Source organism: Pseudomonas sp. PB3P13 (assembly GCF_054897735.1).
On the sequence record NZ_CM142702.1, the window covers coordinates 920,331 to 945,641 of the forward strand.

16 protein-coding genes and 1 other RNA gene are annotated in these 25,311 nt (G+C 55.1%); 5 read left to right on the forward strand and 12 right to left on the reverse strand.

Features of this window, described 5'->3' with window-relative positions; all coding sequences use genetic code 11:
- Window positions 1–207: 207 nt before the first annotated feature.
- On the forward strand, window positions 208–555 hold the full coding sequence (locus ACYZT1_RS04085) for a helix-turn-helix domain-containing protein (RefSeq protein WP_034120722.1): 348 nt from the start codon (window positions 208–210) through the stop codon (window positions 553–555).
- Window positions 556–566: 11 nt separating this feature from the next.
- Here ACYZT1_RS04085 and ACYZT1_RS04090 read toward each other — a convergent pair whose 3' ends face one another.
- The 3 genes from ACYZT1_RS04090 to ACYZT1_RS04100 all read right to left on the reverse strand — a co-directional run bounded on the left by ACYZT1_RS04090 (window position 567) and on the right by ACYZT1_RS04100 (window position 5,430).
- Window positions 567–761, reverse strand: a complete 195-nt coding sequence (locus ACYZT1_RS04090; RefSeq protein ID WP_462017787.1) for a hypothetical protein — start codon at window positions 759–761, stop codon at window positions 567–569.
- A 67-nt stretch (window positions 762–828) separates the two neighbouring features.
- Complete coding sequence (locus ACYZT1_RS04095) at window positions 829–1,797, reverse strand: DUF932 domain-containing protein (protein ID WP_462017788.1); 969 nt, start codon at window positions 1,795–1,797, stop codon at window positions 829–831.
- A gap of 333 nt (window positions 1,798–2,130) precedes the next feature.
- On the reverse strand, window positions 2,131–5,430 hold the full coding sequence (locus ACYZT1_RS04100) for a VPA1262 family protein (RefSeq protein ID WP_462017789.1): 3,300 nt from the start codon (window positions 5,428–5,430) through the stop codon (window positions 2,131–2,133).
- 449 nt (window positions 5,431–5,879) lie between these two features.
- Here ACYZT1_RS04100 and ACYZT1_RS04105 point away from each other — a divergent pair, with 449 nt between their 5' ends.
- The 3 genes from ACYZT1_RS04105 to ACYZT1_RS04115 all read left to right on the forward strand — a co-directional run bounded on the left by ACYZT1_RS04105 (window position 5,880) and on the right by ACYZT1_RS04115 (window position 12,782).
- A complete protein-coding gene (locus ACYZT1_RS04105) occupies window positions 5,880–6,629 on the forward strand; it encodes a DUF2321 domain-containing protein (protein WP_462017790.1) in 750 nt (249 codons plus the stop codon).
- A gap of 113 nt (window positions 6,630–6,742) precedes the next feature.
- Entirely contained in the window at window positions 6,743–7,432 is a 690-nt protein-coding gene (locus ACYZT1_RS04110) for a hypothetical protein (protein WP_462017791.1), read from the forward strand.
- A 406-nt stretch (window positions 7,433–7,838) separates the two neighbouring features.
- Complete coding sequence (locus ACYZT1_RS04115; RefSeq protein ID WP_462017792.1) at window positions 7,839–12,782, forward strand: NACHT domain-containing protein; 4,944 nt, start codon at window positions 7,839–7,841, stop codon at window positions 12,780–12,782.
- A gap of 251 nt (window positions 12,783–13,033) precedes the next feature.
- Here ACYZT1_RS04115 and ACYZT1_RS04120 read toward each other — a convergent pair whose 3' ends face one another.
- A complete protein-coding gene (locus ACYZT1_RS04120) occupies window positions 13,034–14,407 on the reverse strand; it encodes a transposase (RefSeq protein ID WP_462017793.1) in 1,374 nt (457 codons plus the stop codon).
- Between the two features lie 232 nt (window positions 14,408–14,639).
- Here ACYZT1_RS04120 and ACYZT1_RS04125 point away from each other — a divergent pair, with 232 nt between their 5' ends.
- Window positions 14,640–15,281, forward strand: a complete 642-nt coding sequence (locus tag ACYZT1_RS04125; RefSeq protein ID WP_462017794.1) for a hypothetical protein — start codon at window positions 14,640–14,642, stop codon at window positions 15,279–15,281.
- Between the two features lie 101 nt (window positions 15,282–15,382).
- Here ACYZT1_RS04125 and ACYZT1_RS04130 read toward each other — a convergent pair whose 3' ends face one another.
- The 8 genes from ACYZT1_RS04130 to ACYZT1_RS04165 all read right to left on the reverse strand — a co-directional run bounded on the left by ACYZT1_RS04130 (window position 15,383) and on the right by ACYZT1_RS04165 (window position 25,304).
- Complete coding sequence (locus ACYZT1_RS04130) at window positions 15,383–16,618, reverse strand: integrase domain-containing protein (protein ID WP_462017795.1); 1,236 nt, start codon at window positions 16,616–16,618, stop codon at window positions 15,383–15,385.
- Between the two features lie 185 nt (window positions 16,619–16,803).
- Window positions 16,804–17,201, reverse strand: a transfer-messenger RNA (tmRNA) gene (gene ssrA, locus ACYZT1_RS04135).
- Between the two features lie 100 nt (window positions 17,202–17,301).
- Window positions 17,302–17,580 (reverse strand): hypothetical protein, encoded by a 279-nt coding sequence (locus tag ACYZT1_RS04140; RefSeq protein WP_462017796.1) that lies wholly within the window; start codon window positions 17,578–17,580, stop codon window positions 17,302–17,304.
- Between the two features lie 129 nt (window positions 17,581–17,709).
- Entirely contained in the window at window positions 17,710–20,520 is a 2,811-nt protein-coding gene (locus ACYZT1_RS04145) for an FAD-binding and (Fe-S)-binding domain-containing protein (RefSeq protein ID WP_462017797.1), read from the reverse strand.
- On the reverse strand, window positions 20,517–21,188 hold the full coding sequence (locus ACYZT1_RS04150) for a LutC/YkgG family protein (RefSeq protein WP_462017798.1): 672 nt from the start codon (window positions 21,186–21,188) through the stop codon (window positions 20,517–20,519). Before ACYZT1_RS04150 ends, ACYZT1_RS04145 begins: the two co-directional genes overlap by 4 nt.
- A complete protein-coding gene (locus ACYZT1_RS04155; RefSeq protein ID WP_462017799.1) occupies window positions 21,185–22,642 on the reverse strand; it encodes a LutB/LldF family L-lactate oxidation iron-sulfur protein in 1,458 nt (485 codons plus the stop codon). Before ACYZT1_RS04155 ends, ACYZT1_RS04150 begins: the two co-directional genes overlap by 4 nt.
- Window positions 22,639–23,463 carry a (Fe-S)-binding protein gene (locus tag ACYZT1_RS04160; RefSeq protein ID WP_462017800.1) on the reverse strand — a complete coding sequence of 275 codons (825 nt, stop codon included), beginning with the start codon at window positions 23,461–23,463 and terminating at the stop codon, window positions 22,639–22,641. Before ACYZT1_RS04160 ends, ACYZT1_RS04155 begins: the two co-directional genes overlap by 4 nt.
- Before the next feature lie 146 nt (window positions 23,464–23,609).
- The gene (locus ACYZT1_RS04165; RefSeq protein ID WP_462017801.1) at window positions 23,610–25,304 is read right to left on the reverse strand and encodes a lactate permease LctP family transporter; all 1,695 of its coding nucleotides are present in this window, start codon (window positions 25,302–25,304) and stop codon (window positions 23,610–23,612) included.
- Window positions 25,305–25,311 lie beyond the last annotated feature (7 nt).

Here is a 25,311-nt window from a genome sequence, read left to right on the forward strand (position 1 = left end):
GTAGGGCCGACGATTTGCTGTTCGGTGGTGCAGCGTGGGGGCTGGGGAACACGGTTTTCTTCTGCGAGGCTGGGCTGTCATGCACGGTGAGCTCCTTGTATCGGCATAAATAGCTTGATGTAGGCGTATCATGTCGAGTATCGACATATAGCGCTATTCCTGTCCAGAGGGCAATGCCCAACCATTCCGCTCCAATTGGAGGGCGGTATGTCGGGCACTGAAGAAAGACAACTGGCAGTGGTCGTGGGACGGGCCATTGCCAAGCAACGCAAACGCTGCGGCTTAACTCAAAATGAGGTCGCGGAAAAATTGGGGGTTAGCTTTGACGTTGTGTCGCGTACTGAACGCGGTATCGTCATGCCTGGCATCTCACGACTGATGCAGCTCGCCGCGATTTTTGACTGCGAGACAGCGGAGTTACTGACCGAAACCAGTACCCGCTCTACGGATCAGGCCAGTCGCATGGCTGATTTGATCAGTGATCTCAACCACGCTGAACGGTTGCTTATCATGAGCATGGTTGAGCAGTTGGTTGCGTACATGAAGCAGAAGTAGCTTGATTGAGATCAGGATTGGGTAGTTGCAGTTAATTCGATCCCTGCTTCTGTCGTGATTAGCTCGAATAGCAAACCCGCCAGCAGCACTGCAATCAGGATTGGCCAGGAGCGAGCCATGAGAACTGCTAGTGCTACTGCCAACAGGCAGCTGGCCAGAATGCCGAAAAACATGAAAAGCAGACCGACAAAGCGTATGAAATTCATCGTATTTTCCTTCAGGCGGAAAAATACCTGAGCGTTGATCGCTCAGGCATGTTGGTCGAAAACAACTTTATGCAACTAGTCGTAGAGCCGAGTCGAGTGCTCTCTGCTTGATTTGTGCTCCTTGCCCGAACCAAGCTGAGTCCATCCGGTATTCTGAACTTCTGGCACGACGCTCGTGATCGACATACTCAGTTACTGCGTTTAGCAGGCCCCACGCGGTGCCGCGAGCGGACTCCATGTCTGATCCGCGCCCTTTGCCTTCGTACAAGTTTTGAACCTTCTCCAACGCTCGTTTGTTGGGTAGTACGTCGGGAATCGGGTCATGGGCGTGGGTCTCACATAGCACCTCCATAAAAAAGCTCATCGCCTCAGGCCACTGAACTTTGCGTTCGGAGAGCACGCGCATCCGGTACATGAATTCGTCCCATTGCGAGACGGCAATACCGAGTTGCTTTTTCACCGACTGAGGATTGAATCGCGTGTTATGTGGGACCTTGATTGCATGGGGAATACCATCCAAGGCAATGCTCAACGTGTTGTTGCAAACCACACGAACGGTGGTCGGCGTGGCTGTGGTCGCGAGGGTGCCGTCACACGAGGTCGCCAGCAACAAGTAGCCATTAACCTGATCGTTGCCCTTCAAGGTGGCGTTTTGCCCGGTTCGCGCTAATGCCCAAAACTTACGCCCTCCCTTCAGAACACCTGCCGTTTCCAGCTCATAGCCGGACACTTCAGTCAGGTCACGGTAAAACTCCATAACCTCACGCGGCTGGACAATTTGGTAGCGGTTGGATACTACGGACAGCGGAGCCTTGGTGTCGGAACGGTACAGTACCTTTTGTTCTGGGAATGAGTGAATACTGCCCATATGGCCGATGGCGTCGGCTTTGAAGTGGACGGGGCTTTCCTGGATCTGCCAGTCCATACCGGCTTCACGCTGCCAGATCTCGATAGGTTGTTTTTGAGTCAGCTGACTGCCGAGGCCATGCCACGGGGTTGCACCAACGTAAGCCATTTGTTCGATTTGATGAGTCATGATTATGATTCCTTGGGGTGCGAGCCGGCATAAAGGCCACGCAGCGCGTGGCCCTGTCCGAACGTATTAAAAGAGAGAAGTGGGAAGTGGTTTAAGCAGGGAGGTTGAAGCGATGCCCACAGATCAGGCAGAGGTTGTGGGCGAGTACATGACGGTCAAGCTTGTCACCCAGTTGAGCGCCTACCTTCTGGCCGGCATAGCAGGTTACGTCGCGGTGGCGGTTTGCAGGTAGTCCGTTCCAAGTTAATCATGGAGGCGATTTTGGAGCTGAGGGTGTAAGGACGAGGAGGGTGTAAGGCTGCATCTTGCAGTTCAGCCTTTTTCTTAACTTAATCAGCCGTTGATTGCAGCCGCGATGGTTTCAAGTAGCCGGTGAGATCTGATTTGGTCTGGATCGCCCATCAGGTACTTCGGAAGCTCGCAGCTCGTCAGGGTCTCCCACTCCGAAACCGAGAGTCGCTCAATCAACAATTCGCTTTCCTTTACAAGTCGCTGCAAAGGTTGATTTTCGTCCATGTGGATTAATGCAGTGATTCGGCGGGCAAGGGCATAAAGCCAAAGGTTGACCTCATGTGCTCGGATATACGATGTCCAATCGACCTGTGCGCTCAGTGGCTGACGGATAGTCCGAGCAAGATTGTTAAAAGTCTTGGAGATCTCACCTACGATGTACTGCAGATCTGTGGGTGCAAGGTGCGCACTCATCGTAGCAAGCTCGTCGGTGAAGGCACCATCGCCATCAAATTGGAAGTAAATCGAACCGCCTTTGAGTGCGGATTTCCATTGGTTGGTAAGGTCTTCCAACCACTCACGTGAAACTTGCGCAACGTCGATGATCTTTAGCTTAAGCATCGGGATCAGAATTGACTCTAGAATCCAAGGTGTGAAGTGATGCAGCTTTCCAAGGCGACCCCGCATAGGCCGGAGGATGGCTCGCAGTTGTGCATTGCTGATCGGAGTCTCGATTGAAGAAGTAAGCTTGGCAACTAGATGATGCTTGGTTGAAGAGTCGGAATAGTTGGCCTCGTTGATCAGCCAGCACAACGTGGTTTGCTGATCATCGGATTTGATCAGGTCGAACAAGCCAAGAGTATCGACCGTGCATGCTTCGGCGTTGATCGCATCTTTGTAGGCATGGACACCAATCCAGACCGGGATGCTCGCCTTACATCGCAGTAATGCACCAATTTGCGCTGGGTGTTTATCGAATGCGAGTGACATGCAAATGAGCCGCAGTGCCTGGACGACTAGCGCACGCCTGCGAGAATTCTCGTCCATCGGACTGGAGCATTCCTGATTCAGCCAATGAATAAGCGTCTGAGGTGCCTTCCACCACAGAATCTTGATGGCGTAATAATCGCTCCAAGCGGTATCTGTGGTTGAGTATCCAAAAACTCGTTCAGGATTGTCGTTGGAAAGTAGAAGTTCTTCGAGACTTTTACGTTGGTAATAATCAAAGTCTAGGTGGCTCTTCTTGGCCTGTGGCGCCAATGCGCCTGACCGCGTTGGGTTCAGATGCGTAAGCAGGTTTCCCACTACCGAATCCGGCAAGGGGGACTTGTCACCGTTGTAAAACTGACCAGCCTGCGAATGAGCCAGTACGGTTCCTAACGCGTCCCATGCTGAGTGGAATTCCGGGAGTAACAGCCCATTGCCCCAAAATTTTGCGGGAATACTCCCGAAACGTTGTGGGTCCAGCTTGCCCTCTATTAGGTTCCCTTTAGCTTGCATCAGATCTTGCAATTCCGCACCTGAGAGACCATTTAGTTCTGGATCATCCAGCCACCACGCCAATACATCCCCTGACCGTGTTTGATCGGTAAAGGAGGGGCGGCTTAGCTGTGTGGGACTGGACTCGACCTCAAAGCTTTCGTTGCTAGAGTCGAAAATGAGCTTCGCTGTCGGCTCTTCCCGGCCTTCCGTGTGCATAGTGCTCTGGATGATCCTGTCTGCAAATTCGAAGACATGTGGCAACACGTCAAGCGGAATAGGAGTGGCCAACAATGGATGATCAATGTTGGCTCGCTGTATAGAGTTGGACAAGTGGTAACCGGCAATTGGCCTTCCGTTAGCCGCTCGGACCAGAATCATCCGGTCGTGAAGTTTTTTTTCCGGGACAGCAAGTACCCTAAGTTGGACGTTACCGTAGTAGCCCTTGCCCCAACCAGCACAGCTACCCAGCAGCTTCTGGATACGATTTGGTTCACCTGGCTCGCCCTTGGAGTCTTCAGCGGACAGTTTCTCAGTCGTAATGATGAGATATTCGCTGGTAGCAGTGCCAAGAGTGTTGAGCAGGTCGATGCCCACGTTTTCCATGTACGGATCTATCCAAGCAACCTGAGCGTCATGATGTTGCTCAAAGATCTTTCGAAGCCAATCGGTCAATTGCAGGCGGCTAGTTCCGCGACTCACCGACAGCGTCTGGAAGAAGCGTCCGTTGGAAGACTTTGGCAACAGCGAGCCGACCTCGTCCTCAATCATCCGACTTTGAGTGACCCAAGGATCATCGGCGTGTCCGCCGATTTCGGAGCGGTTCGGTCGATGAGTTCGACCAATACGCCCCGCAGCGTCGAGCTTGGCTTTCTCGTTCTTAGGAACCTGTCTTGCGAGCCAGTCCATGCGATCGGTTGAGCGAATAGATTCGACGACGTGCATATTCATGTTCACGCTGCGAATGTAATAGGAGCCAGTCTGCAGCACTAGGTGCGACTCCTCCCCGTCAGCACCTATAGCGTAGATTTCCAGGCTGTACGCGGTAGCTACTTGGTTCTTGAAGGTGTCGATGGCAAAGATATGGTCGATGGGATACGCGACATCCCGAGAAAGGCGAGTGATGTACGACATTTGCGAGGCACCGTCGTTGTAAGAGTTCACTACTACCAGAAGCTCCGTAGGATCCCGCGTTAGAGGCTCGAATAGCTTGAGCGACGAGCTCTCTCCTCTGAGCTCTAGCTGGAATTTCAGGCGTTCGCTCTTGGTCAGACCAGGCACGCAGACGAACTCGAAATCCCCAATACGCCAAGCGTCCAATGTACTGAATTCCATGCCCGTGTCGGCGTCCAATGCATCACACGCGGCCTTGGCAAGCTTACTCTCGGACTCTTCTGCGGCAACGAAGAGTGAAGGTTTGCTCGGCGAAGAGACAGCACCAGTATTTGCGCTAGCAAAGCTCGACGGACTCAACCGATTAATGTGATGGAAATACAAGTCACGACATGGAAAATGCATCACCGGCCGAGCAATGGGGTTGCCACCAAAGTTGACGCCTACGACGACTTCAGCCAGTTTCGCATCAAGCGCTATACCTGCCAGCTCGCTCGCTTCCCGAAGAGAAGCGCCACCTAGGAAGCTACGGATGAATGCTGTTAGTTTGTCAGCCGACGTATGAAGCGTCAGTGCGTGAGTTTTAACAGTGCTGTTTCCTCCCAGTGGGATTCTACTGCTGGTCGTGCCCGTCCACCTATCTGCACGGAAGGTACCTGGCAGAGAACGCCCATATAGAAATTTTACCTCGCTCGTATTCTCGCGCTCGATCTCCATTATCCACAGTTGCGTGGTACTCAGATTTTCGGAGTCGCCGAAGAGATCGTGTAGCCTAAAGTCAGACGCTAAAGAGTCGAAGTTGGCAGTCATCTTACTTCCATTTACTGAGAGAAGAGGGAGTCATTGGCTAACTTCTAGCCGAAAGCGGTCACCCGGCGATCATGAGGCCGAGGCCAAAAGGACGTAGACGCCTTCAGCCACCCTGCCGAAGAATGTGTATCAGCCATTCAACAACGATGGCTACGACCGCACCTTCACTGGCGACCGCCTCAATAGCGGCGCAACAAGCCCCATCATTGAACCCTTGATCGATAGCAATTAGCTATCAGTATAGCTATAACCACAACTATGTCAGGTGAGATCGGATCATGAGCACGCCTCCTCGCCGGGAGCAAACCATGACTAGTTGGGCTGATGCCTTTGCTCCTGCGACGGGTCAATTCGGAATTCCAGTCCAGTCATCTACGGCCATACAACGCGGTAAGATCTCTGCCTGTATTATTTTAAGACCGCACTGAGCGAAGCATCGAGGAAGCTAAATGGGACAGCAAGACGCACAACAAGTGTGTTTGAACGGACACCAGATCACTGATTCTTACCATTACTCGCCCGACTTTCGGCAGAGGCACTGCTCACAGTGTGGCGCCGAAACAATCCATAAATGCCAGTCTTGTGGGACGGAAATCCGAGGCGACTACCATGTGGATGGATTTTTCGCCCTTGGAGACTCCACCCCCGTCCCAACGAATTGCGAAGGATGTGGTGCGCAGTTCCCCTGGACAAGGAAAAAGCAGGAGCTGGCCGCAGCTGCAACCGATCCTAGCGCTGACGGGTTCAAGCTCCTCGAACATATTTGCAGCCGGTTCCATCTAGTCGCGAAGCAACTCCGAACCAGGCACGCAGACCGGGACTCGCTCATCGTCGCTGATGAATATGACGTTCAAGATCTGCTGCACGCGCTGCTGAGGGTTCATTTCGACGACATTCGACCTGAAGAGTGGACTCCAAGCTACGCAGGCTCCAGTTCGCGAGTGGACTTCCTGCTTAAGGAAGAACAGATCATCGTCGAAGTAAAAAAAACGAGGGAAAGCCTCAAAGCGAGACATGTTGGCGAGCAGTTAATTGTCGACATTGAGCGCTATCGAGCGCACCCAGATTGCAAGAAGTTGATCTGCTTTGTCTACGACCCGGAGGGCTGGGTCAACAATCCTCGTGGCCTCGAAAGCGATTTGAACCGTAAAGATGAAGACCTTGAAGTCAAAGTTCTCATCGTCCCGAAAGGGCACTAGGCACAACAGATCCTTAACGTTCCAAGTGGCCAAGGCTATTGACCGCTTGGAAGCTTGGGGTTTTGAACGGCACCCAACATAACCGATTACTACGCAAAGAAGGGACATTGCTCATGTCATTCAAGTGGGCAACAGAGTGGACTCGATCTGACGCGATCGCGGGGCTTGCCCTAGTGCTTGCAGCGGCAGCAGCCGGCATTGCATACCAGGCTGAAAGTCGCGCGGAAAAAGCGGAACGGCGGGAGGCTGAGGCCGTTGCGATCGCTATTGGTGGCAAGGTGCGATTAATCGCTAATAGCGCTGAACTCTCTGCTCAACTTATGCAGGGATTCTTGGACCACAGGACAGCTAACCCCAAAGACCATGCTCAGATGGATAACTACATCATAGAGTTTGCCGTAAACCTTGAACTTCCAGAGTTAGTGCTCTCGCCCGAACAGATCACCGCGTTGGCTCATACCGACAGTAATGTGGCTGGACTACTCACAGCCTGCTCTGACCGAGGCATGGGGATACAGGCGGACACTAAAAAATTCATTGATGCGCGCCCTAGCCAATTGACAGATACACAGCTATCGATCGCTCAGATAATGCCCTACCGCTTGCGCGAAATGGGGAAGGCTTGCAAGGCATCGCTGGATGCACTCGTAGTCCTTGTGTCTGACCTGCCCAAAATTTTGGGCCCAATTCCTGGCACGGTAGGTGAGATTATGGAGGCTGAAACGGCCGCACTTAGACCTCGGGAGCACGGTTTCTATATGAAGTTTCACAATAGCGAAGCCAAGAGTTCCAGCCAAAACTAAAACGCTGACGGTTCACGGTATCTCCATTTGCGCCTCATTAGGAGGCGTGAAAATATCTACGAAACCATATGTGATGACCACAACACCTGGGCCGATTCACTTCACGCCACAGCAGCCGACAGTTCCCAATGTTTTAAGAGGATGAATTGGCATGTCAGAGCCAGAAAGCACACCTTCAGGAACGTCCCGCGACGGGAAGGGATCGAGTACCGCCGCTACCGGTCCAGCGGGTGCCCATTTTGAAGGGCAGATAGCAGCTTTCTACCTGCTAGCGATGCTCAGTGGGGCTCCACCTCGCGGACTTCCTGGAACTCTCATCGAACGAGTCGCGCTGCAGCAAGCCAACACAGGTCGTCCACTTGACGACGTTATCGTCCACGCGGTTGATGAATATGGGAAACCAGCAGTGCTGGAGGTTCAGGTCAAACGCACGATTTCATTTAGTCCCACTGATGCCGTATTTCGCAAAGTCGTAGGGCAAATCGCTGAAGCTACGCGCCGGTCTGATTTTTGGTCAACACGATACGAAATGGCGATCGCTACTGCTCGCGGCTCGCGCAAGATCGATGGGGCGTATCAAGATGTGCTTGCATTGGCCCGCCAACTCGGAGATGCCAAAACGTTCGAGGCACAGCTAAAACTCGCCGGCGCCGCAAATGACGACATGCGTACATTTGTCGGGACATTTCAAAGCCATCTGAAAGACGAAGGATCTCCCTACGATTCAGAAACCACCTGGAAGCTGCTGCGACGTCTTCAAATCCTTACATTTGATTTTTCAGCGCCGGGCTCGGCATCTGAAGACTTAGCACGCGAGCGTGCTCTACGCATCTTGCATGCTGACGACACTCCCCGAATAGATGCGCTGTGGCGCTGCCTTATTGAATTGGCAATTGACGTAGCCAAAAGCGGCGGAGACAAAACTCGTAGTGCTCTGTTGGAGTCGCTAACCCCTTTGGGATTTCGCATTGTTGGTGATCGTCGACACGCAAAAGCTCGCCAAGCTTTGGCAGAAGATGCCCGACTTGCCCTCAGCGATATCGTCAATAAAGTCGGTAGCGTCGTGCTAAGACGACTCGAGCGAATCGAAGCGGTACGCGAGGCATTCAGCCATGGGCGCTATGTTGAGATCCGTGGTGAGGCCGGTGTCGGAAAGTCGGGCGTACTACGCCACATCGCCGAATCTCTCCAGACGGAAGGAAATGTACTTGTTCTTAGCCCAGGTCGATGCGTACCGCGCGGATGGTCTGCCTTGCGTGCTCAACTTGGATTCGAAGGCACACTGCACGAAATGTTGATCGAGCTTGTGAACGACGGCGGCGCCGTCGTATTCCTGGACAACCTTGACTCTTTCAGCATCGAAGAGCGCCATACGGTTGTTGATATTCTTAGAGGGATCGCCCAAGTCCCAGGGTTGTCAGTTCTCGCGACCGCAAGGCCCGACTTCGGCATTGACGAACCGAGCTGGTTGCCGAGTGACGCTTTGGCCAGCCTTGGCCAGGTTGCCCCCGTATCAATGGATAATTTAAGCAAAGCTGAAATAGAGCAGCTCAAAGCTGACGATCCGACGCTGTCTCCATTACTCAACGAGAATCATCCGGCGAGTAAAGTAACCAGGAACTTGTTTCGATTAGCACGCCTTGCAAGTCAGCCAGCAACCGAACCGTTACCTCGCTCAGAGATCGAGATGGCAATTCAGTGGTGGACCACAGCCGATGGTCAACGTGACAGCGGATGGCGTGAGCGATCACGATTAATCCACGCCCTGGCACAGCAAGCTTTATGTGCTCATGAAGCTCTAGATGTAGCGGCGCATCCCGCGCAACCCATCGACGCCTTAGTTGCCAGCGGGACATTGCGCAACATCGGTATAGATCGAGTCACTTTCCGCCATGATGTGCTTCGAGAATGGGCGATTGCGAATGCAGTGCATGCGGATGTAGAGGTTGTCCGTAAATTGCCCATCGAGCGACCAGCGCCTTCAGTGCTCGCTCGTGGAGTAGAGCTCGCCGCGAGAATGGCAATCGAATGCGCTTCAGACGGCATCGCCTGGCGAAAACTGCTCGACCGCTTCAGCGGCGCGGATGCCCACAAATCGTGGAGACGTGCCGTATTGCTCGCCCTGGCACGATCTGAGGCGGCAGGCGTCATTCTTCAACGAGCCCACCCCATCTTGTTTGGTGACCATGCAGGGCTTGTTCGTGAACTCATTCGAACGGTCATGGCGGTAGATGTCGTGCCCGCATCAAAGGCTTTTGCTTCAGCTGGTCTGGATCTTTCTTTTGTTTCTCCCGGCTTGAACGTACCTCGGGGACCGGCGTGGTTCAACCTTGTTATGTGGCTTTTAAGCATTGGTGATGCCATCCCTGCTGAGGCCGTTCCGGAAGTGGTTGATCTGTACATTGGCTTTTCAGCCGCAACCCTCGGGCTCACAACCATCACTGCACTCACGACGAAGCAGCTGCATGGTTGGCTAAGACAGTTCGAACCGCAAACAAACTCGCACGAGCCCAAAACGGCCGTGAAATTCTGGGAAGTCCTCGATCATAACCAGATCCAGTCCTTACGAGAGGATCTGCGGATGGGCTTCGTCTTGTTCGCTCATACAACGCCAGAGTTGGCCTCTGAATATCTGCAAGCGGTGGCACAGAGCGAGCATAATCACGATCTCATACGGAGCATTTTTAAAATGCGTGGAGGCTTGGCGAAAGCCGCACCAGCAGAACTAGCCAGCCTCACAGCCCAAGCGTTGATTGAAAAGCCGCGATTACGGCGCGATCGCTTTGGCGAGATCGAAGAGGCATTTACATATTACGACAGTGAGTTTCTTCCCGCCTCACCGGCACAGGGCCCATTTTTCGACCTGCTCGTCAACTCCTCCAAGGAAGGATTAGCGCTTATCCAGCGCTTGGTCAGTCATGCAGTTGCTCATGGCAGTCGAGGGCGGGACGCCGGCAACGACGTGATTACACTTTCGCGCGCGGGCAGTGAGCGAGTATTCCCTTGGACGAGAACCTATTTCTGGTCACGATCCAGCAACCACTATGCGGTGACGTCGGGGTTGATGGCATTGGAAGCGTGGGCCCATCGTCGCGTGGATGCCGGCGAGTCGTTCGAAATCGTCCTTGCTGACGTGCTAGGGCCACCGGGCTCATGTGCTGCTTACCTGCTCGTTGCTGCCGACCTCATAATCTCGCATTGGCCAAAATCCTTAGAAGCGGCAGCGGATTTTCTCTGCTGTCCTGAACTCCTATGTCTCGACCACAATCGCCAACTGCATGACTACATGAGGCCTATGGAAAATTTGGGCATGGGATCACGGCGAGGTGAACCACGCAGCATCGTCAGTAGCGCCGAACTCAATGAGCGTGCCTCTAGGCAATGCACACTCGACGCATTGGTAGCTAATTACGCACTGATGGCCAGTCCTGAGCAGTTAGCAGGGTTAACGTCAAGGCTAAGCGCGGCAGCAAAGTGCCTTGGATCTCCCTCTCCCGAAGCGAATCTCGGCGATCCGGAACTTATGGTTCTACACGCGCTAAACCGATCCGACCTGACGAACTGGCACGAAGTCGAGGCAGTACTTGCTGACGGTTCAGTCGCAACTCGCCACCGTTACATCTCCCCTGCGACTGAACAAAAACACTTTCAGGCGCTTAGGGAAAAAGCATCGGATGGAGCTGCAGATTTCGGTATGCAAACCGCAATCAGCCAAGCGCTTAGCGATCCATCTTATCTGACACGCGAACAGCTAGACGCGGCAGTGACATGGGCGAGTAGCCCAATGCCAGAGCCTGTCAAAAACGTAGAAGATAGTGCTGATGATTTCCCGCAGCGAATGCGTCATGAAGCCGTAGTGACCACTGCTATGCTGGTCATGCGAGACGGTGATCCCAGTCTACGAGAAAAGCATCGCGGTTGGGCTCATACACAACTCGTGAGGGCAGCCCAGTGCGATGGTGATGAAGCTGTGTTTCTATCTCGGACAGGCCTTCGTTTTAATCCAAGCGCGATAGGTTATGCCGGATTAATTTTCTCACTGGCGTACCAAAACACTTTGGATGACTTCAGAACACTGTTTGAAATTGCCGCCGGTGATCATCACGCCGTGGTTCACGGTTGTGGCGTTGCAATCTCTGTTCTTACAGCTGTGGATGAAAGGCTCTCTCGGGCGTTGCTTCGGTGCGCCCTTCACGCGTGCATTCAGCCGTCCCGCAACTGGGGCTTAACTGATAAAGAAAAATCGAACAGGGCTGCAAATCGAAAAGCGCTCTGCAAAGCTGCCGTTGACGCAGAGATGAAGTGGCTAGCAGGTGATGGAGCAGAGCCAATTTGGCCTGCGTTTCCCGGCAAGCGTCGCCATGCGAAGCGTCGTCGTCTTCGCGTACCTGCCGATCAAGCTGACGATAATACGATGTTCACCCCGCAGGAATCGGCTGCCGTAGATAACGTCCATCATCAAGCAGCAGCACTATGGCTTCGGCAGTATTCTGACCTTGGAGACGCCACTTCAACACCATGGTTACGCGATGTTGCACAAGCCTATCTTCCATGGACGATCGAAGCCAATGGTGGGGGGCTCGCCCATCATGAGGAGGCCGACCATCCTCCGTTAGAATGGAATGACGTTTTTTTTGCAATGATCGCGCGCAGCATAGTTGGCCTGGCTTCGCCACGAATCATGGATGAGATCATCAAACCGATTACGCAATTGCCCGATCGAAATTTTTTCGATGTGCTGGTCAACTTTTTACGATGCGTAGACGAGGTTCACTTTTCAGGAGGGGATATTCCAACGTCTGTAGCTATTGATATCCGATCGACCCTTGCCGATCGAATGATAGCTAGCAGCGGATGGCAGCGACTCAGCAAGAGCAAGAGCAGTGGTATTGAAATGCATATTGCACCGGCCATTTCTACACTCTTCTTCAACGACTATCGCTTTGGTGGGGGCACAAACTGCTATTTGAATGGGCGAGGCATTGAGAGCGCTACACCATTTCTACCTGTCGTGGACAGGCTTGTTCAGTCAGGACCATCACCCTTCGTAGCGCTTGTATTGTTGAATTTTCTAGAAGTTACCCCACACATTGAACAGCTGGATCTACTCACCCGGGCCGGAAAAATTTGGCTTAGCACGTACCCCGACTTTCGGACGTTTTGGATCGATCACGGAATCGGTAAGCGGTGGTGCCTGATTGCAACAGAAATCTACATCCAGAATGCACATGTCATACAAGCAGATGTGACAGCTCTTGGGTCTATCGAAAGTATCGTGGCTGAACTGATAGGACTGGGCATACCTGAAGCGACCCATTTTGAAGAGATGCTTTCTAACCCAAAGAAATAATCGGACGATAGGTCTCTGAGGGTTACATAATCTGAGCGACAGTAAGACTGAGCCGCCTTCGATTTTGATGACGATGAGTGACCACTTTTGGCCGATTCTGTTGAAAAAGTCGATTTTCAGGAAACGTGACGCTGAGCTTGGCCTCATCAAAGAACCTATTCACTACTGTTAAGTGGTTTTTCGGTACTTCGTTGACCGTTGCTGGTTTGTCAGTGGGTTAATTTGAGGGGTTTTGCTGATTTCGGGCGCACCTATCCTGTGGTTGGCGGCCCGTGAGAGGTGAGTTTGGCCAGTCGGCGCAGGTTCTGTACCGCAGCCGCTAACGTAAATTCATCAGTCGCGCCACTCATCCCACGTAGTCGCAAGCGATCCAGTTTCAAGATGCGCTTGAGGTGGGCGAACAACATTTCGACTTTCTTGCGTTCGTGACGAGATCGCACATATTCCGGCGTCTTCGCGATTCGCCGAGCCACATCACGAGCCGCTTCATGAACGCTACGGGCGATCTTACGAACCGATGTGTTCGGGCAGCACTTGGCTTTCATCGGACAGGTCGAGCAGTCGGTTTGTCTGGATCGGAAGATGATGGTGTTGGCTTTAGTTAGGTGTGAGCGTTCGTTCTTGAAGGCTCGCCATTCGCTGCGCAGTGCGTTGCCGGACGGGCAGCGATACTCTTGCGCCTGTTCATTCCAGTGAAAATCGTTGCTGGAGAAACTGTCGTTCTTGCGCTCGGTTTTATCCCACACCGGCACATGCGGCTCGATATCTTTCTCTTCCACCATCCAGGCCAACATCGGTGCTGTGCCGTAAGCGGTGTCGCCTATTAAGCGATCCGGTTTGATGTCGAACAACTCTTCGACTCGATCAATCATGGTTTTGGTGCTCTCGACCTCGGCCGTTCGATGAGCCGGTGTCGGTTCTACGTCCATGATCACGCCATGCTCGACATCAATCAGGTAGTTCGTGGAGTAGGCGAAAAACGCTGGGCCGCCCGGGGCGGCAGTCCAACGGGATAAAGGATCAGTCAGCGATAAGCGCTTGGGAAGTGCTTCAGCCAGCGCCTCTTCATCGAGTGCTTCGAGGTACTCGCGGACGGCACGTGTGCTGAGCGATGGGTCGCTCCAGTTAACCTCCTCATCACCAAGTACGCCGCGCTGCCGACTCGCATCTGCCTTGATGATGCTGGCGTCCACGGCAAAGCCTTCCCCCTTGACCAGACCTGCGTCCATGCAGCGACGCAGCACTTCATTAAACAGCCAGCGAAACAGATCGCTGTCCCGGAAACGGCCGTGTCGATTCTTGGAAAACGTCGAGTGATTAGGTACTTCATCCTCAAGGCTCAACCGGCAGAACCAGCGATACGCCAGGTTCAAATAGGCCTCTTCACACAAGCGCCGTTCGGAGCGAATGCCATAGCAATAGCCCACGACTAGCATGCGGATCATCAGTTCAGGATCAATCGAAGGGCGCCCAATCGGGCTATAGAAATCGGCGAGGTAGTGGCGCAGGTCGCTCAGATCGAGACACCGATCAATGCTACGCAGGAGATGATTTTTTGGGATGTGGTCTTCAAGATTGAACGAATAAAACAGCCGATCCTGCCCACTCGATAACTGTCCCATCATGCTGCGTACTCTCCCGCTGGCCGACGGGCAGATTTTGCCTTAGACCAATCAGGAGAGCTACTTTTGCAGAAGGACAGTTCATCATCTGCCTGATGTAAAAGGCAGTTCGCCGAGAGAGGTTTCGTGTGCCTTGATTCCCGAATGTAGATGAAGAAGACTCCATCCATTATCTGAGGTCGAACCAACGACCGTAGTTGTCGAAGTGGGATTACTTTTGAGCATGGGGCCGACGATGCAGGGAAAAACGTTCGAAATAGTGCGAATAGATCAAATCCACGAAATTGTTTCGCCAACCGTAGAATCACTTTTACAGCCGTTAGGGTTCGAAGTTCAGGGCCCGCTGTCCTGGCTTCGTAGCGTCAATGCTCCCATTCGCCAACTCTTTCGCCTTGAGCAGTGGAAAGGCGGCGCGCTAGCGCCGTCATGGGCTCTGTCACTGGACTTCGTTCCCCATCTTTCCGGCAATGAAATCAAATGGCACAGGACGTCAAAATCAGCACGACCTGATCTGACTTTCGATGTGCGAGATCGAGCGTTTGATATCTCATGCAGCTACGGACCTGATGTCATAGCAACCCGCGCACCCAATATCCTCCGGGCTGCAATTCCAAAAGCTGAATCGTTTTGGAACGAGGCTAGTTCGATAGCCGACCTGCCTGGTGCTTTCGAGCGGGTCAAGCAGCATTTGTCGACTGGTGGCCTGGGTTTCTACAACTACATACAACATCCTCTTGCATACGCGTTTGTATTGGCCATGAACGGCAAGCCCGACAAAGCCGAAGAAGAGTTTCAACGCTATTCGCAGCGTCTTTCAGAGGCGGCTCGAAAAAAACTCCGCAAGCTATTCATTGATGCAGGCGGTCACCTTTGCTAAGCGAGTACGACTTTTTCAACAGAATCGGCCGATTTCAGCCTTTGGCTAACGGCAGCCCTATGTCGGAAGTCGCCTTAGGGTCATCGTATCGAAACGACCTTTTAATCTCGATTTTCTCTGATAGCTGATACAGACAAGTTTCCGGTTGCTGCTTCCTGGATATGGTTGCTCCACCAAGCCATCATCGGGCGTCGGCGCTCGATGTAATCCGCCCGATTATAGGCGCTGCGAACCTCGTCTTTATCGACGTGGGCAAGCGCTACCTCGATCAGTTCTGGCTCCCAGCCGTGTTCGTTGAGGATGGTACTGGCTATGGAGCGCAAACCGTGACTCACCAATCTACCGTCAAATCCCATACGTTTCAGGGCCATATTTGCCGTCTGACTGTTGGAATGATCCCGTGGGTTTCTGTCGGCTGGAAACACGTATTCTCTGTGGCCGCTGTAGGGTTTTATTGTCTCCAGCAGAGCGAGTGCGTGTTCTGTCAGTGGTATGACGTGCGCACGTCGCTTCTTCATACGCGCCGCTGGGATCGTCCAGATTTTCTTTTCTAGATCGATGTCAGCCCAAGATGTCGTAGCGGCTTCCGTGGGGCGAGTCATCGTGTGAAGTTGCCATTCGATCAGGCAGCGCGTTGTTCTTTTTATGCTCGCGTTGGCGATGGCGACCATCAGTTCTGGCAGTTCTTCAGGGCGGAGGGCTGCCATATTCTGCTTTTTCGGTTTCTTGAAAACGGCCCGAATGCCGGTGAGTGGATTAGCAAAGATCATTCCCGAGTTCACGCCGTAGGTCATGATCTCGTTGAGTCGTTGGGTCAGTCGCTTCACTGTCTCCAGGCTACCTTTGGTTTCCAAAGGGCGCAGCAGCTCGATAACTCTCGGGGCATTGACCTGCGAGATGGGTGTAGTGCCAAGCGATGGAAAGACATGCAGCGTAAGTGAGCGCCAGATGTCCTCGGCATAGGCCGGGGTGACCGAATCTTTTTTCAGCTCAAACCAGGCCAGCGCCACGTTCTCGAATGTGTGCTCGGTTGCCTGCCTTTTTGTCTGCTCCAACTCGCTACGTTGTTCTTTCGGGTCGATGCCCTGGGCGAGAAGCTCTCTGGCCTCGACCGTTTTCTTCCTGGCTTGCGCGAGTGAGAGTTCTGGGTAGGTGCCGAGGCCCATATTGATGCGGTTTTTGGTGATCGGCTGCCGGTAGTTGAAGTTCCATAGCGTAGAGCCATTGACCCTAACGCGCAGCTGTAAACCGTCTCCATCGCTGAGGACGTAGTCCTTGTCTTTCGGCTTTACCGCTTTGAGCTGACGATCAGAGAGGCGGGTGGCTTGGGCGCACATGAGGTGTTCCATGACATCAATTGGTATTCCAAAAATTACCACTGAAGGGCTTGGAATACCACTTGGAATACCCGATGTCGTAGATTGCGCCGGACGTCTATGGACGCCAATAGACGCTAAAGCGTTGATTTTTATGGATTTTAGGCACAAAAAAAGACGTCCGTGGACGTCTTTAGATGTAAAGTTGGTGGAGCCGGGGGGATTTGAACCCCCGTCCGCCAGTACTCCGCTGTCGGTACTACATGCGTAGCCGTGTCTATTAAGTTAACCCTCAGCGACCCGACGGGCAGGGTGCTTTGGGCGAGTTGTGTAAGTTTTAGCCGCTTCGTCCACAACGTACTGCACGGCGATTCTGTTCTATATGACAATCACTTCGAGTTTACAGACATCCTCTAGTGATTGCTGGACCCGAAGGTACCAGAAGCTCAGGGTCTAAGGCTGCTTACGCAGCGATGGACATTTCCTGGCCGTAGTTTTCGTCATTGGCAACTATAAGTAGTTGCAACAGTGGATTTACGAGTTCTGTTACCAACTCGGCATGCACCTAAAGTTTCGCAACCGGCGTCGAATCCTAAACGGCCCCGAGCTTGCTGCCGCGTGAATCAGTGTGAGCAGCAAGCATGTGCAGTGTACGACAAAGAGGCTCAGAAGGCCAACCCGAAGGTTGGCGCCTCGATCAAAGATCAGTTGTTGGAGCTGCTGGTCTTTTGCAGTTCCTGGATGGTCCGCTGGGTCTCAGCGATGCATTTCTCGGTCCCATCCTTGGTGTTCATCGCCTGATGCGCCTTGGCTTGCTGAACGCTGGCGTCGACCTGGCTCTGCATGTTCTTCGCCTGAATCTGTGCCTTCGCGTTTTCGATGGTCTTCAGGTTGGTAGCGCAGAGGTCTTCGGAGGCCGCGAACGAAGTGGAGGCCATCATGGAAGCAGTAACGAACAGACCTAACAGTACAGAACGGTTCATGTATTTCTCCTTGGTCTGATGGTCCAGACATCGCTGGCCGTCAGCACGGGCTGCCGATTTGGGTTAGGCCGGGCGCATTGCCGGGCTTACTCAGTGGACTACAGCGACACCTCAGGGTTCTATTTTTCTTCAGCTCACCCTTGCCCGCGTAACCCGGTCTACCAGATAGACCAGCCCGTGGTAATCGATTTCGCCGTGCTGCGTCAGACCGATCTCACAGGTGCGGCTGGTGGAGATACCCTCACTGCAATACTGCACGGCGTCCTTTAGCGACCTCAAAGCGTGAGCGTTTAATTCTGACGTGGTAAAGCCCTTGTCGCCGGCAAATCCGCAGCAGTGAATGCCTTCAGGGATGACCACGGTTTTGCTGCACTTGCGCGCCAGATCGATCAGCGCCTGGCCCTCTCCAAGGTGCTGAGTGCTGCAGGTGACATGCACGGCGATCGGCGCGTCCTGCGGCGTGAAATCCAGGCGATCGATCAAATGCGTGCGGATGAAACGCACCGGGTCGTAGAGGTCGAGTCGAACCTGTCCAAGGTCTTGAACCAGACGCAAAGTGCACGGGCTGGTGTCGCAATAAATCGGATCGAGGCCGCCACGGCTGGCGTGCAGCAGCGCGCCAATCAATTCCTGGCGTTTGTGTTCGGCCTGTTCGGCGTAACCCTTGGAGGCGAACGGCTGGCCGCAGCAGAGGCTGTCCTGATCGTCAGGAAAGACGACCTGGTAACCGGCCTTTTCCAGTAATCCGCGGGTTTTGTCGTACAGCGACATCTGTTCTTTATCGCCTGCCGCCGGCCCCATGACCCGCGAGACGCATGCCGCCAGATACACCACGCGCGGGCGCTCGTCCGAGACATCCGGGCTGAAGCGAATCGCTCTTTCCGGCTGAGGCATGGCCTTGGTCCACTGCGGAACGCGCCCTTTGGACAGCCGCGTCAGCGTAGCGGAGAGCTTCGCCAGTCGCGGCGCTCCCAACAGCATTCGTGCGCCGTTGGCCGCATGTAAGGTGAAGCGCGCGCCTTGCAGGGCGGTGGTGAAATTTCCTTCAAGCCAGTTGGCGGTTTTCGTATGCGTCGCTTTTTGGCTCCGCAGCTTTTTCACCAGCTCGCCGGTATTGATGCCTACAGGGCAACGTTGCGCGCAAAGACCTGTCGCGGCGCAGGTGTCGATGCCGTGATAGTCGTATGCCGCCTCCAGTGCAGTGGTATCGACGCTCGCACGCTTTTTCGCCTGAATGTCGCGCCAGATGACAATGCGTTGGCGCGGGCTGAGGGTCAGTCCCTTGGACGGGCAAACCGGCTCGCAGAAACCGCACTCGATGCATTTATCCACAATCTCGTCGGCGGCCGGCAACGGTTTCAGGTGTTTGAGGTGGATCTGCGGATCGTCGCTGAGCACCACGTCCGGATTGAGGATTCCATTTGGGTCCAGCAGGCGCTTGAGCTGCCACATCAACTGGTAAGCATCGCTGCCCCATTCCAGCTCGACGAAGGGCGCCATGTTGCGGCCGGTGCCGTGCTCGGCTTTCAGCGAACCGCCGAATTCCACCGCGACCATTTGCGCGACGTCGTCCATGAACGCCTCATAGCGTGCGATTTCTTGCGGATTGTTGAAGCCCTGAGTGAAGACAAAATGCAGATTGCCTTCCAGTGCGTGTCCGAAAAGGATCGCTTCGTCGTAGTGATGTTTGTCGAACAGCTCGATCAAGCGGTTCACGCCGTTTGCCAGTTGTTCGACCGGGAAGGTGACGTCTTCGATAATCACCGTGGTGCCGGTTTGGCGCACTGCACCGACCGCGGGGAAGGTGTCTTTACGGATTGCCCAGAGTCGGGCGTTTTCCAGCGGGTCCTCGGTGAAATCGACCTGTTTCTCCACCGGGAAGGACGTCAGCGACGTCATGATCTGCACCAACTGTTCACGCAGCAAGGTGGACGTTGCCGCGCGGGATTCGATCAGTAGCGCGCAAGCATTATTCGACAATTGTTGTACGAAAGCCGGCATGCCGGGTTTGTCCTGAACCGAGCGCAAACTGCGCCGGTCGAGCAGTTCGACGGCGGACACCGGTTGGCTTTTCAGCACGGTAACGGCGTTGCAGCAGGTGTCCACATCCGGGAAAACGATCAGCGCCGACGCCTTGTTCGGGTGATCGATCACCGTGTCGTAGGTCACGGCGCTGATGAAGCCGAGTGTGCCTTCAGAGCCCACCAGCAAATGGCTCAAAATATCCACAGGCTCGTCGAAATCCACCAGCGCATTGAGCGACAGGCCGGTGGTATTTTTCAGACGATACTTGTGGCGGATTCTCGCAGCCAGCTCGGCATTGGCGCGGGTTTCGCGGCCCAGTTTCGCCAGACGTTCGAGCAGTGCTGCGTGGCTTTGGCGAAACGCTGCGACACTGGCGGCGTCTTCAGTATCGAGCCGGCTGCCATCGGCCAGCACCAGACGAATGCCAGCCAGTGTGTGATAGGTGTTTTGCGCCGTGCCGCAGCACATGCCGCTGGCATTGTTGGCGACAATGCCGCCGATTTTGCAGGCATTGATCGACGCCGGGTCCGGGCCGATCTTGCGTCCGAACGGTGCCAGCCACGCGTTGGCCTGTGCGCCGATCACACCGGGTTGTAGGCGGATCTGCGTGCCTTGCCCGCGTATTTCACGACCGTTCCAGTTATCCCCCAGGACGATCAGCACCGAATCACTGATCGCCTGGCCGGACAGGCTGGTGCCGGCGGCGCGGAAAGTCACCGCGACCTGATCGCGCTGCGCCAGTTGGAGCAACGCCACCACTTCATCTTCAGACTCGACGCGGATCACCAGTTGCGGAATCAGCCGATAGAAACTCGCGTCGGTGCCGAAGGCCAAGGTCGACAGTGGATCATCGAAACGCCGCTGCGGTGGAATCAGTTGCTGCGCATCACGCAGGAAAGCCGTCGGTAGACTCATTGGTCCTCCAGAATCAAAACCACCAGGTCTTTCGGACCGTGAGCGCCGTACGCCAGAACCTGCTCGATGTCGGCGGTCTTCGATGGGCCGGACACCAGCAGCGCATTGGTCGGCATACCGTCAGCCCAGCGCAATTGCTGTTGCACCTGATAGAAGTTATCGCGGATTTCACTGGCCTTGAGCAAAGCGAAATGCACCGGCGGCACCAGGCTCATCAAACGCGGTTCTTCCCGCGTCGGCCAGAGAATCAGGCTACCCGTCGCAGCGATTGCTCCTAGCGTAGTCGTCAGGCTGGCCGGTGTATCGTTGAACAGTTCGGCTTTCCACTCTTCGACAGGGCGATCGTAGGACGTCAGCGCTGGCAGGCCAGGGTTATTCGCCCAGTGCTGAGTGACACGTGCACCGTGGGGTGTTGTCGGTGCGATCAACAGGCTCGGCAACTGACGATCGTGCAGCAGTTGCGCGAGCAGTGCTGGCCAACCTTCGTCGCAAGTCAGGTGGATTTCCGTGTGCACGGCCTCCATCAATTTGCGCAATTGCGGGATGCGCTGTTCTGGCGTGTAAGAGTAGGGCGCTGTCACCAGTTCGACGTCGAACTCGTCAGGGACCGGCGTGGTGCCCGTCAGACTTTTCCGCAACTTGGCGAGGATGTTTTGTCTGGCGCTCATCGACGATCTCCCTGTTTGCCCAAATGCTCGCGGGCCATGTCATGCAGCGAGCGAGCCGCCGGTTTCGGTGCGCTGTGATTTTGCGTCCACGGGCCGATTTTTTTCGGCGTAAGGGCGCGCAATCGCGTGGCGAAGAAACCGAAGAGCCGATACAGGGTGGGCGAGCTGTTGAGCCTGGCCCATGCATTCCAGATAAAGCGTTCTTTGCGTGAGTACTTGCTGCCCTGGCCGCGCATGACGTGACGCGGATCACCTGGAGCCTTGACGTTTTCTTCGCGCAGGCGCCGCAACAGGGCCGGAATCGGGATTTTTACCGGGCAGACTTCACCGCATGCGCCGCATAAAGATGATGCACTCGGATGGTCAGGGACTTTCGCCAGACCGACCATGTGCGGGGTGATGATTTTTCCGATAGGCCCCGGGTAAACCTCCCCATAGGCATGGCCGCCGATTCGGGTATAGACCGGGCAATGATTCATACAGGCGCCGCAGCGAATGCAGTTGAGGGTCTGGCGCAATTCGCTGTCGGCGAAGGCCTGGCTGCGACCATTGTCGAGCAACACCAGGTGCACTTCTTGCGGGCCGTCGAGCTCATGCTCCTTGCGCGGGCCGGAGATCATGTTGACGTAAGTGGTGATCGGCTGGCCGAGCGCCGAGCGCGTGAGCAGCGACAAAAGCGGCACCACGTCACGCAGGTTTTCCACGACTTTTTCAATGCCAGTGACCGCGATATGCACCGGCGGCACCGTGGTGGTCATGCGCCCGTTGCCTTCGTTTTCAACCAGCAGCAATGTGCCGGTTTCGGCCACGGCGAAGTTGACGCCGGAGACGCCGATGTCCGCTTCGAAGAATTTCTGTCGCAGGACTTTGCGACCGATCTGAATGAGTTGGTCAACGTCCCTGGTGTACTCCACGCCAAGTTTGTCGTGGAACAAGGACGCGACCTGGCCGGCATTCTTGTGGATCGCCGGCATAATAATGTGTGAAGGCTTCTCGTGGTCGAGCTGGACGATGTACTCACCCATGTCCGACTCCAGGCATTCAATGCCTTGAGTCTCGAGGACATGGTTCATCTCCATCTCCTCGCTGACCATCGATTTGCCCTTGATCACTTGCCGCCCCTCGTGAGCGCGGATGATCGACAAGACGATGCCATTGGCCTCGTCCACCGTTTCCGCCCAGTGCACTGTCACACCGTTGCGGGTCAGGTTCTTTTCAAGCTGCTCGAGCAAGTCGGGCAACTTTGATAACGCGCGGGCGCGGACAGCATTGCCCAGCGCTCGCAGATGTTCTCTTTCGTGGGCATCGCTGAAGGACGCTGCCCGTTTGGTCATCAATGAATCCATCGCCGTGCGAAAGTTGTTTCGCAACTGCTTGTCGTCCAGAGCCTTGTGAGCCCGGGCGCGGAAGTCTTCTTCTACGGAAACTGTAGGAATAATCGTGGAAGCGTTCATCGGACGCCCCCGGTTCGCAGCCAAAGGAAACTGGCCAGATGTTGGCCGCGCAACGTTTCCTTCTGTTTCTCCAGCGCCCCGTTGATGTTCATCAGGCAGCCGCAATCGGCACTGAGTACCTGGTGCGCGCCGGACTCCTTCAACGAGCGGGTCTTGTCAGCCACCATCGCGCCGGAAATGTCTGGCATACGGACGCTGAATGTCCCACCGAAGCCACAGCATTCAGTCTCGTGGCTGTGCTCGACCCGCTCCACGTTGCTCAACTGGGCCAGCAATTCACGGCCATGCAGGTGAGTGTTCATCTCGCGGCGTGCCGAGCATGACGTGTGCAACGCCACTTTCACCGGTTCACCGCTGTCCGTTAATTGCACCTTGCAGACAAACAGCAGAAACTCGGCCAGTTCGTAGGTTCGGGCTGCCAGCGCCTGAACCTCTTTCAGCATTGCCGGCTCGTCCTTGAACAAGTCGGCGTAGTGTTCACGCAGCATGCCTGCACACGATCCGGACGGCACCACCACCGGAAAATCACCGGCAAACAGTGCCAGTTGTGACCGCGCCACAATCCGGGCCTGATCGGTGTAACCGGAGGTGTAAGCCGGTTGCCCGCAGCAGCTTTGCCCTTGCGGGTACTCGACACGAATGCCTTCGCGCTCCAGCAGACGGATCGCATCCATTCCCGCTTCCGGGTAGAACAAATCCACCACGCAGGTCCCGAACAGATAAACCCGCGGCGGTTTCTCGCTGGGGTACTGCCGAGGCTTGGGCAGTGGCGGGGCGACGCGGGTCGCGTTCGGCGCGGCGTTGTAAAAAAGCTCGCTCATCAGGCGTGTCTCTCGGCCGGTTACCCGTCCGTTGGGGCTGCTGAATATAGAGAAGTTGCTTTCAGCAGCCTTACAGGCCGGGTTGTGAATAGCTGACGCCGGAATCGTGGTCCGGCGTCGGTTTTTACGTTTCTACCCGTAGTCCGTTAGTGCACCAGCATGCCGGTGAGCCAGTAGGCCTGGACGTAAGTAATCACGCCGACAATCGTTGCAAAGAACAGGCTGTGCTTGAGCGTGAAGCGGAACAGATCCGATTCCTTACCCACCAGACCGGTCGCGGCGCATGCAACGGCAATCGACTGCGGCGAGATCATCTTGCCGGTCACGCCGCCGCTGGTGTTTGCCGCTACCAGCAGGGTGTCGCTGACGCCAATCTGGTGTGCGGTGGTCGCTTGCAGCGAACCGAACAATGCGTTGGACGACGTATCGGAACCGGTCAGGAACACGCCCAGCCAGCCAAGAAATGGCGAGAAGAACGGGAAAGCCGCGCCGGTGCCTGCCAGGACCAGCGCCATGGTCGAGGACATGCCGGAGTAGTTGGTAACGAAAGCGAAGGCCAGCACCATGCCGATGGACAGGATTGGCCAGCGAAGCTCGTGCAGCGTTTCCTTGAAAGTGGTAAGACCAGTTCTTAAATTGATCTTCAGCACCAGCATCGAGATCAGCGCCGAGAAGAAAATCGCGGTGCCGGTGGCCGAGATCGGATCGAGTTTGAACACCGCCGGGATCGCGGTAGGGCCGGTCACGATCGGAGCGACCTTGATGACCATCTGGTCCAGATGCGCAATAGCGAAATTGAACACCCAGCTGTACATCGAGCCGCCCGCGGCAAACATTGCCTTGAATGGTTTCAGGGTCCAGATCGTCACCAGAACGGTGAGAATCAGGAAGGGTGACCACGCCTTGATAATCTCCCCGAAGCTGTAGGGCGACGCCACGGTGCTGCGCGGCAGACCAAAGCCGCCGGCGCTGGCGCTTACCACGGAAGCTGACACGGCGCCGACGATGTGCTGGCCGGCAGCGCGCTTTGGCTGCCAGACTTTCAGGAAAAGCGTCAAGGAGATCAGGCTGGCCAGCGCCGAGGTGATGTCCGGCAGTTCCGGCCCGATGAAGTTCGAAGTGAAGTACTGAGTGATGGCGAAACTCAATCCCGCGACCAACGCCGCCGGCCAGGTTTCCTTGACGCCGCGCATGCCATCCATCATGAACACCAGCCAGAACGGCACGAACAGCGACAACAGTGGCAGTTGTCGACCCGTCATGGCGCCGATCTTGAACGCGTCTATGCCGGTCACTTGCCCGGCGACGATGATCGGAATCCCCAAGGCGCCGAAGGCGACTGGCGCGGTGTTGGCGATCAGGCACAGACCTGCGGCGTACAACGGGTTGAAGCCCAGTCCTACCAGCAGTGCGGCAGTGATCGCGACCGGGGCACCGAAACCGGCGGCGCCTTCCAGAAATGCACCGAAGCAGAAACCGATCAGCAGCACCTGCAGGCGCTGGTCATCGGTGATTGACAGAACCGAGCTGCGGATCACTTCGAACTGGCCGCTCTTGACCGTCAGTTTGTAAAGGAACACGGCGGCGACAATGATCCATGCAATCGGCCACAGGCCATACGCGAAGCCATATCCGGCCGCAGCGAACGCCATGTCGGCCGGCATCTGGAAGGCAAAGATCGCTACCGCAATCGACAACGCCAGGGTGATGCTGCCGGCGACGTGGCCCTTGAGGCGAAACACTGCCAAAGCCAGGAAGAAAAACACGATGGGAATGACGGCCGCGAGTGCGGACAGGCCAAGACTGCTGAGCGGACTGTAAAGCTGTTGCCAGGTTTGCATATGGGGT

Coding starts and splice junctions, on each gene's coding strand:
- ACYZT1_RS04085 (WP_034120722.1), top strand. CDS start 208: ATGTCGGGCACTGAAGAAAGACAACTGGCAGTGGTCGTGGGACGGGCC.
- ACYZT1_RS04125 (WP_462017794.1), top strand. CDS start 14,640: ATGCAGGGAAAAACGTTCGAAATAGTGCGAATAGATCAAATCCACGAA.
- ACYZT1_RS04105 (WP_462017790.1), top strand. CDS start 5,880: ATGGGACAGCAAGACGCACAACAAGTGTGTTTGAACGGACACCAGATC.
- ACYZT1_RS04165 (WP_462017801.1), bottom strand. CDS start 25,304: ATGCAAACCTGGCAACAGCTTTACAGTCCGCTCAGCAGTCTTGGCCTG.
- ACYZT1_RS04110 (WP_462017791.1), top strand. CDS start 6,743: ATGTCATTCAAGTGGGCAACAGAGTGGACTCGATCTGACGCGATCGCG.
- ACYZT1_RS04095 (WP_462017788.1), bottom strand. CDS start 1,797: ATGACTCATCAAATCGAACAAATGGCTTACGTTGGTGCAACCCCGTGG.
- ACYZT1_RS04160 (WP_462017800.1), bottom strand. CDS start 23,463: ATGAGCGAGCTTTTTTACAACGCCGCGCCGAACGCGACCCGCGTCGCC.
- ACYZT1_RS04145 (WP_462017797.1), bottom strand. CDS start 20,520: ATGAGTCTACCGACGGCTTTCCTGCGTGATGCGCAGCAACTGATTCCA.
- ACYZT1_RS04155 (WP_462017799.1), bottom strand. CDS start 22,642: ATGAACGCTTCCACGATTATTCCTACAGTTTCCGTAGAAGAAGACTTC.
- ACYZT1_RS04140 (WP_462017796.1), bottom strand. CDS start 17,580: ATGAACCGTTCTGTACTGTTAGGTCTGTTCGTTACTGCTTCCATGATG.
- ACYZT1_RS04120 (WP_462017793.1), bottom strand. CDS start 14,407: ATGATGGGACAGTTATCGAGTGGGCAGGATCGGCTGTTTTATTCGTTC.
- ACYZT1_RS04090 (WP_462017787.1), bottom strand. CDS start 761: ATGAATTTCATACGCTTTGTCGGTCTGCTTTTCATGTTTTTCGGCATT.
- ACYZT1_RS04150 (WP_462017798.1), bottom strand. CDS start 21,188: ATGAGCGCCAGACAAAACATCCTCGCCAAGTTGCGGAAAAGTCTGACG.
- ACYZT1_RS04130 (WP_462017795.1), bottom strand. CDS start 16,618: ATGTGCGCCCAAGCCACCCGCCTCTCTGATCGTCAGCTCAAAGCGGTA.
- ACYZT1_RS04100 (WP_462017789.1), bottom strand. CDS start 5,430: ATGACTGCCAACTTCGACTCTTTAGCGTCTGACTTTAGGCTACACGAT.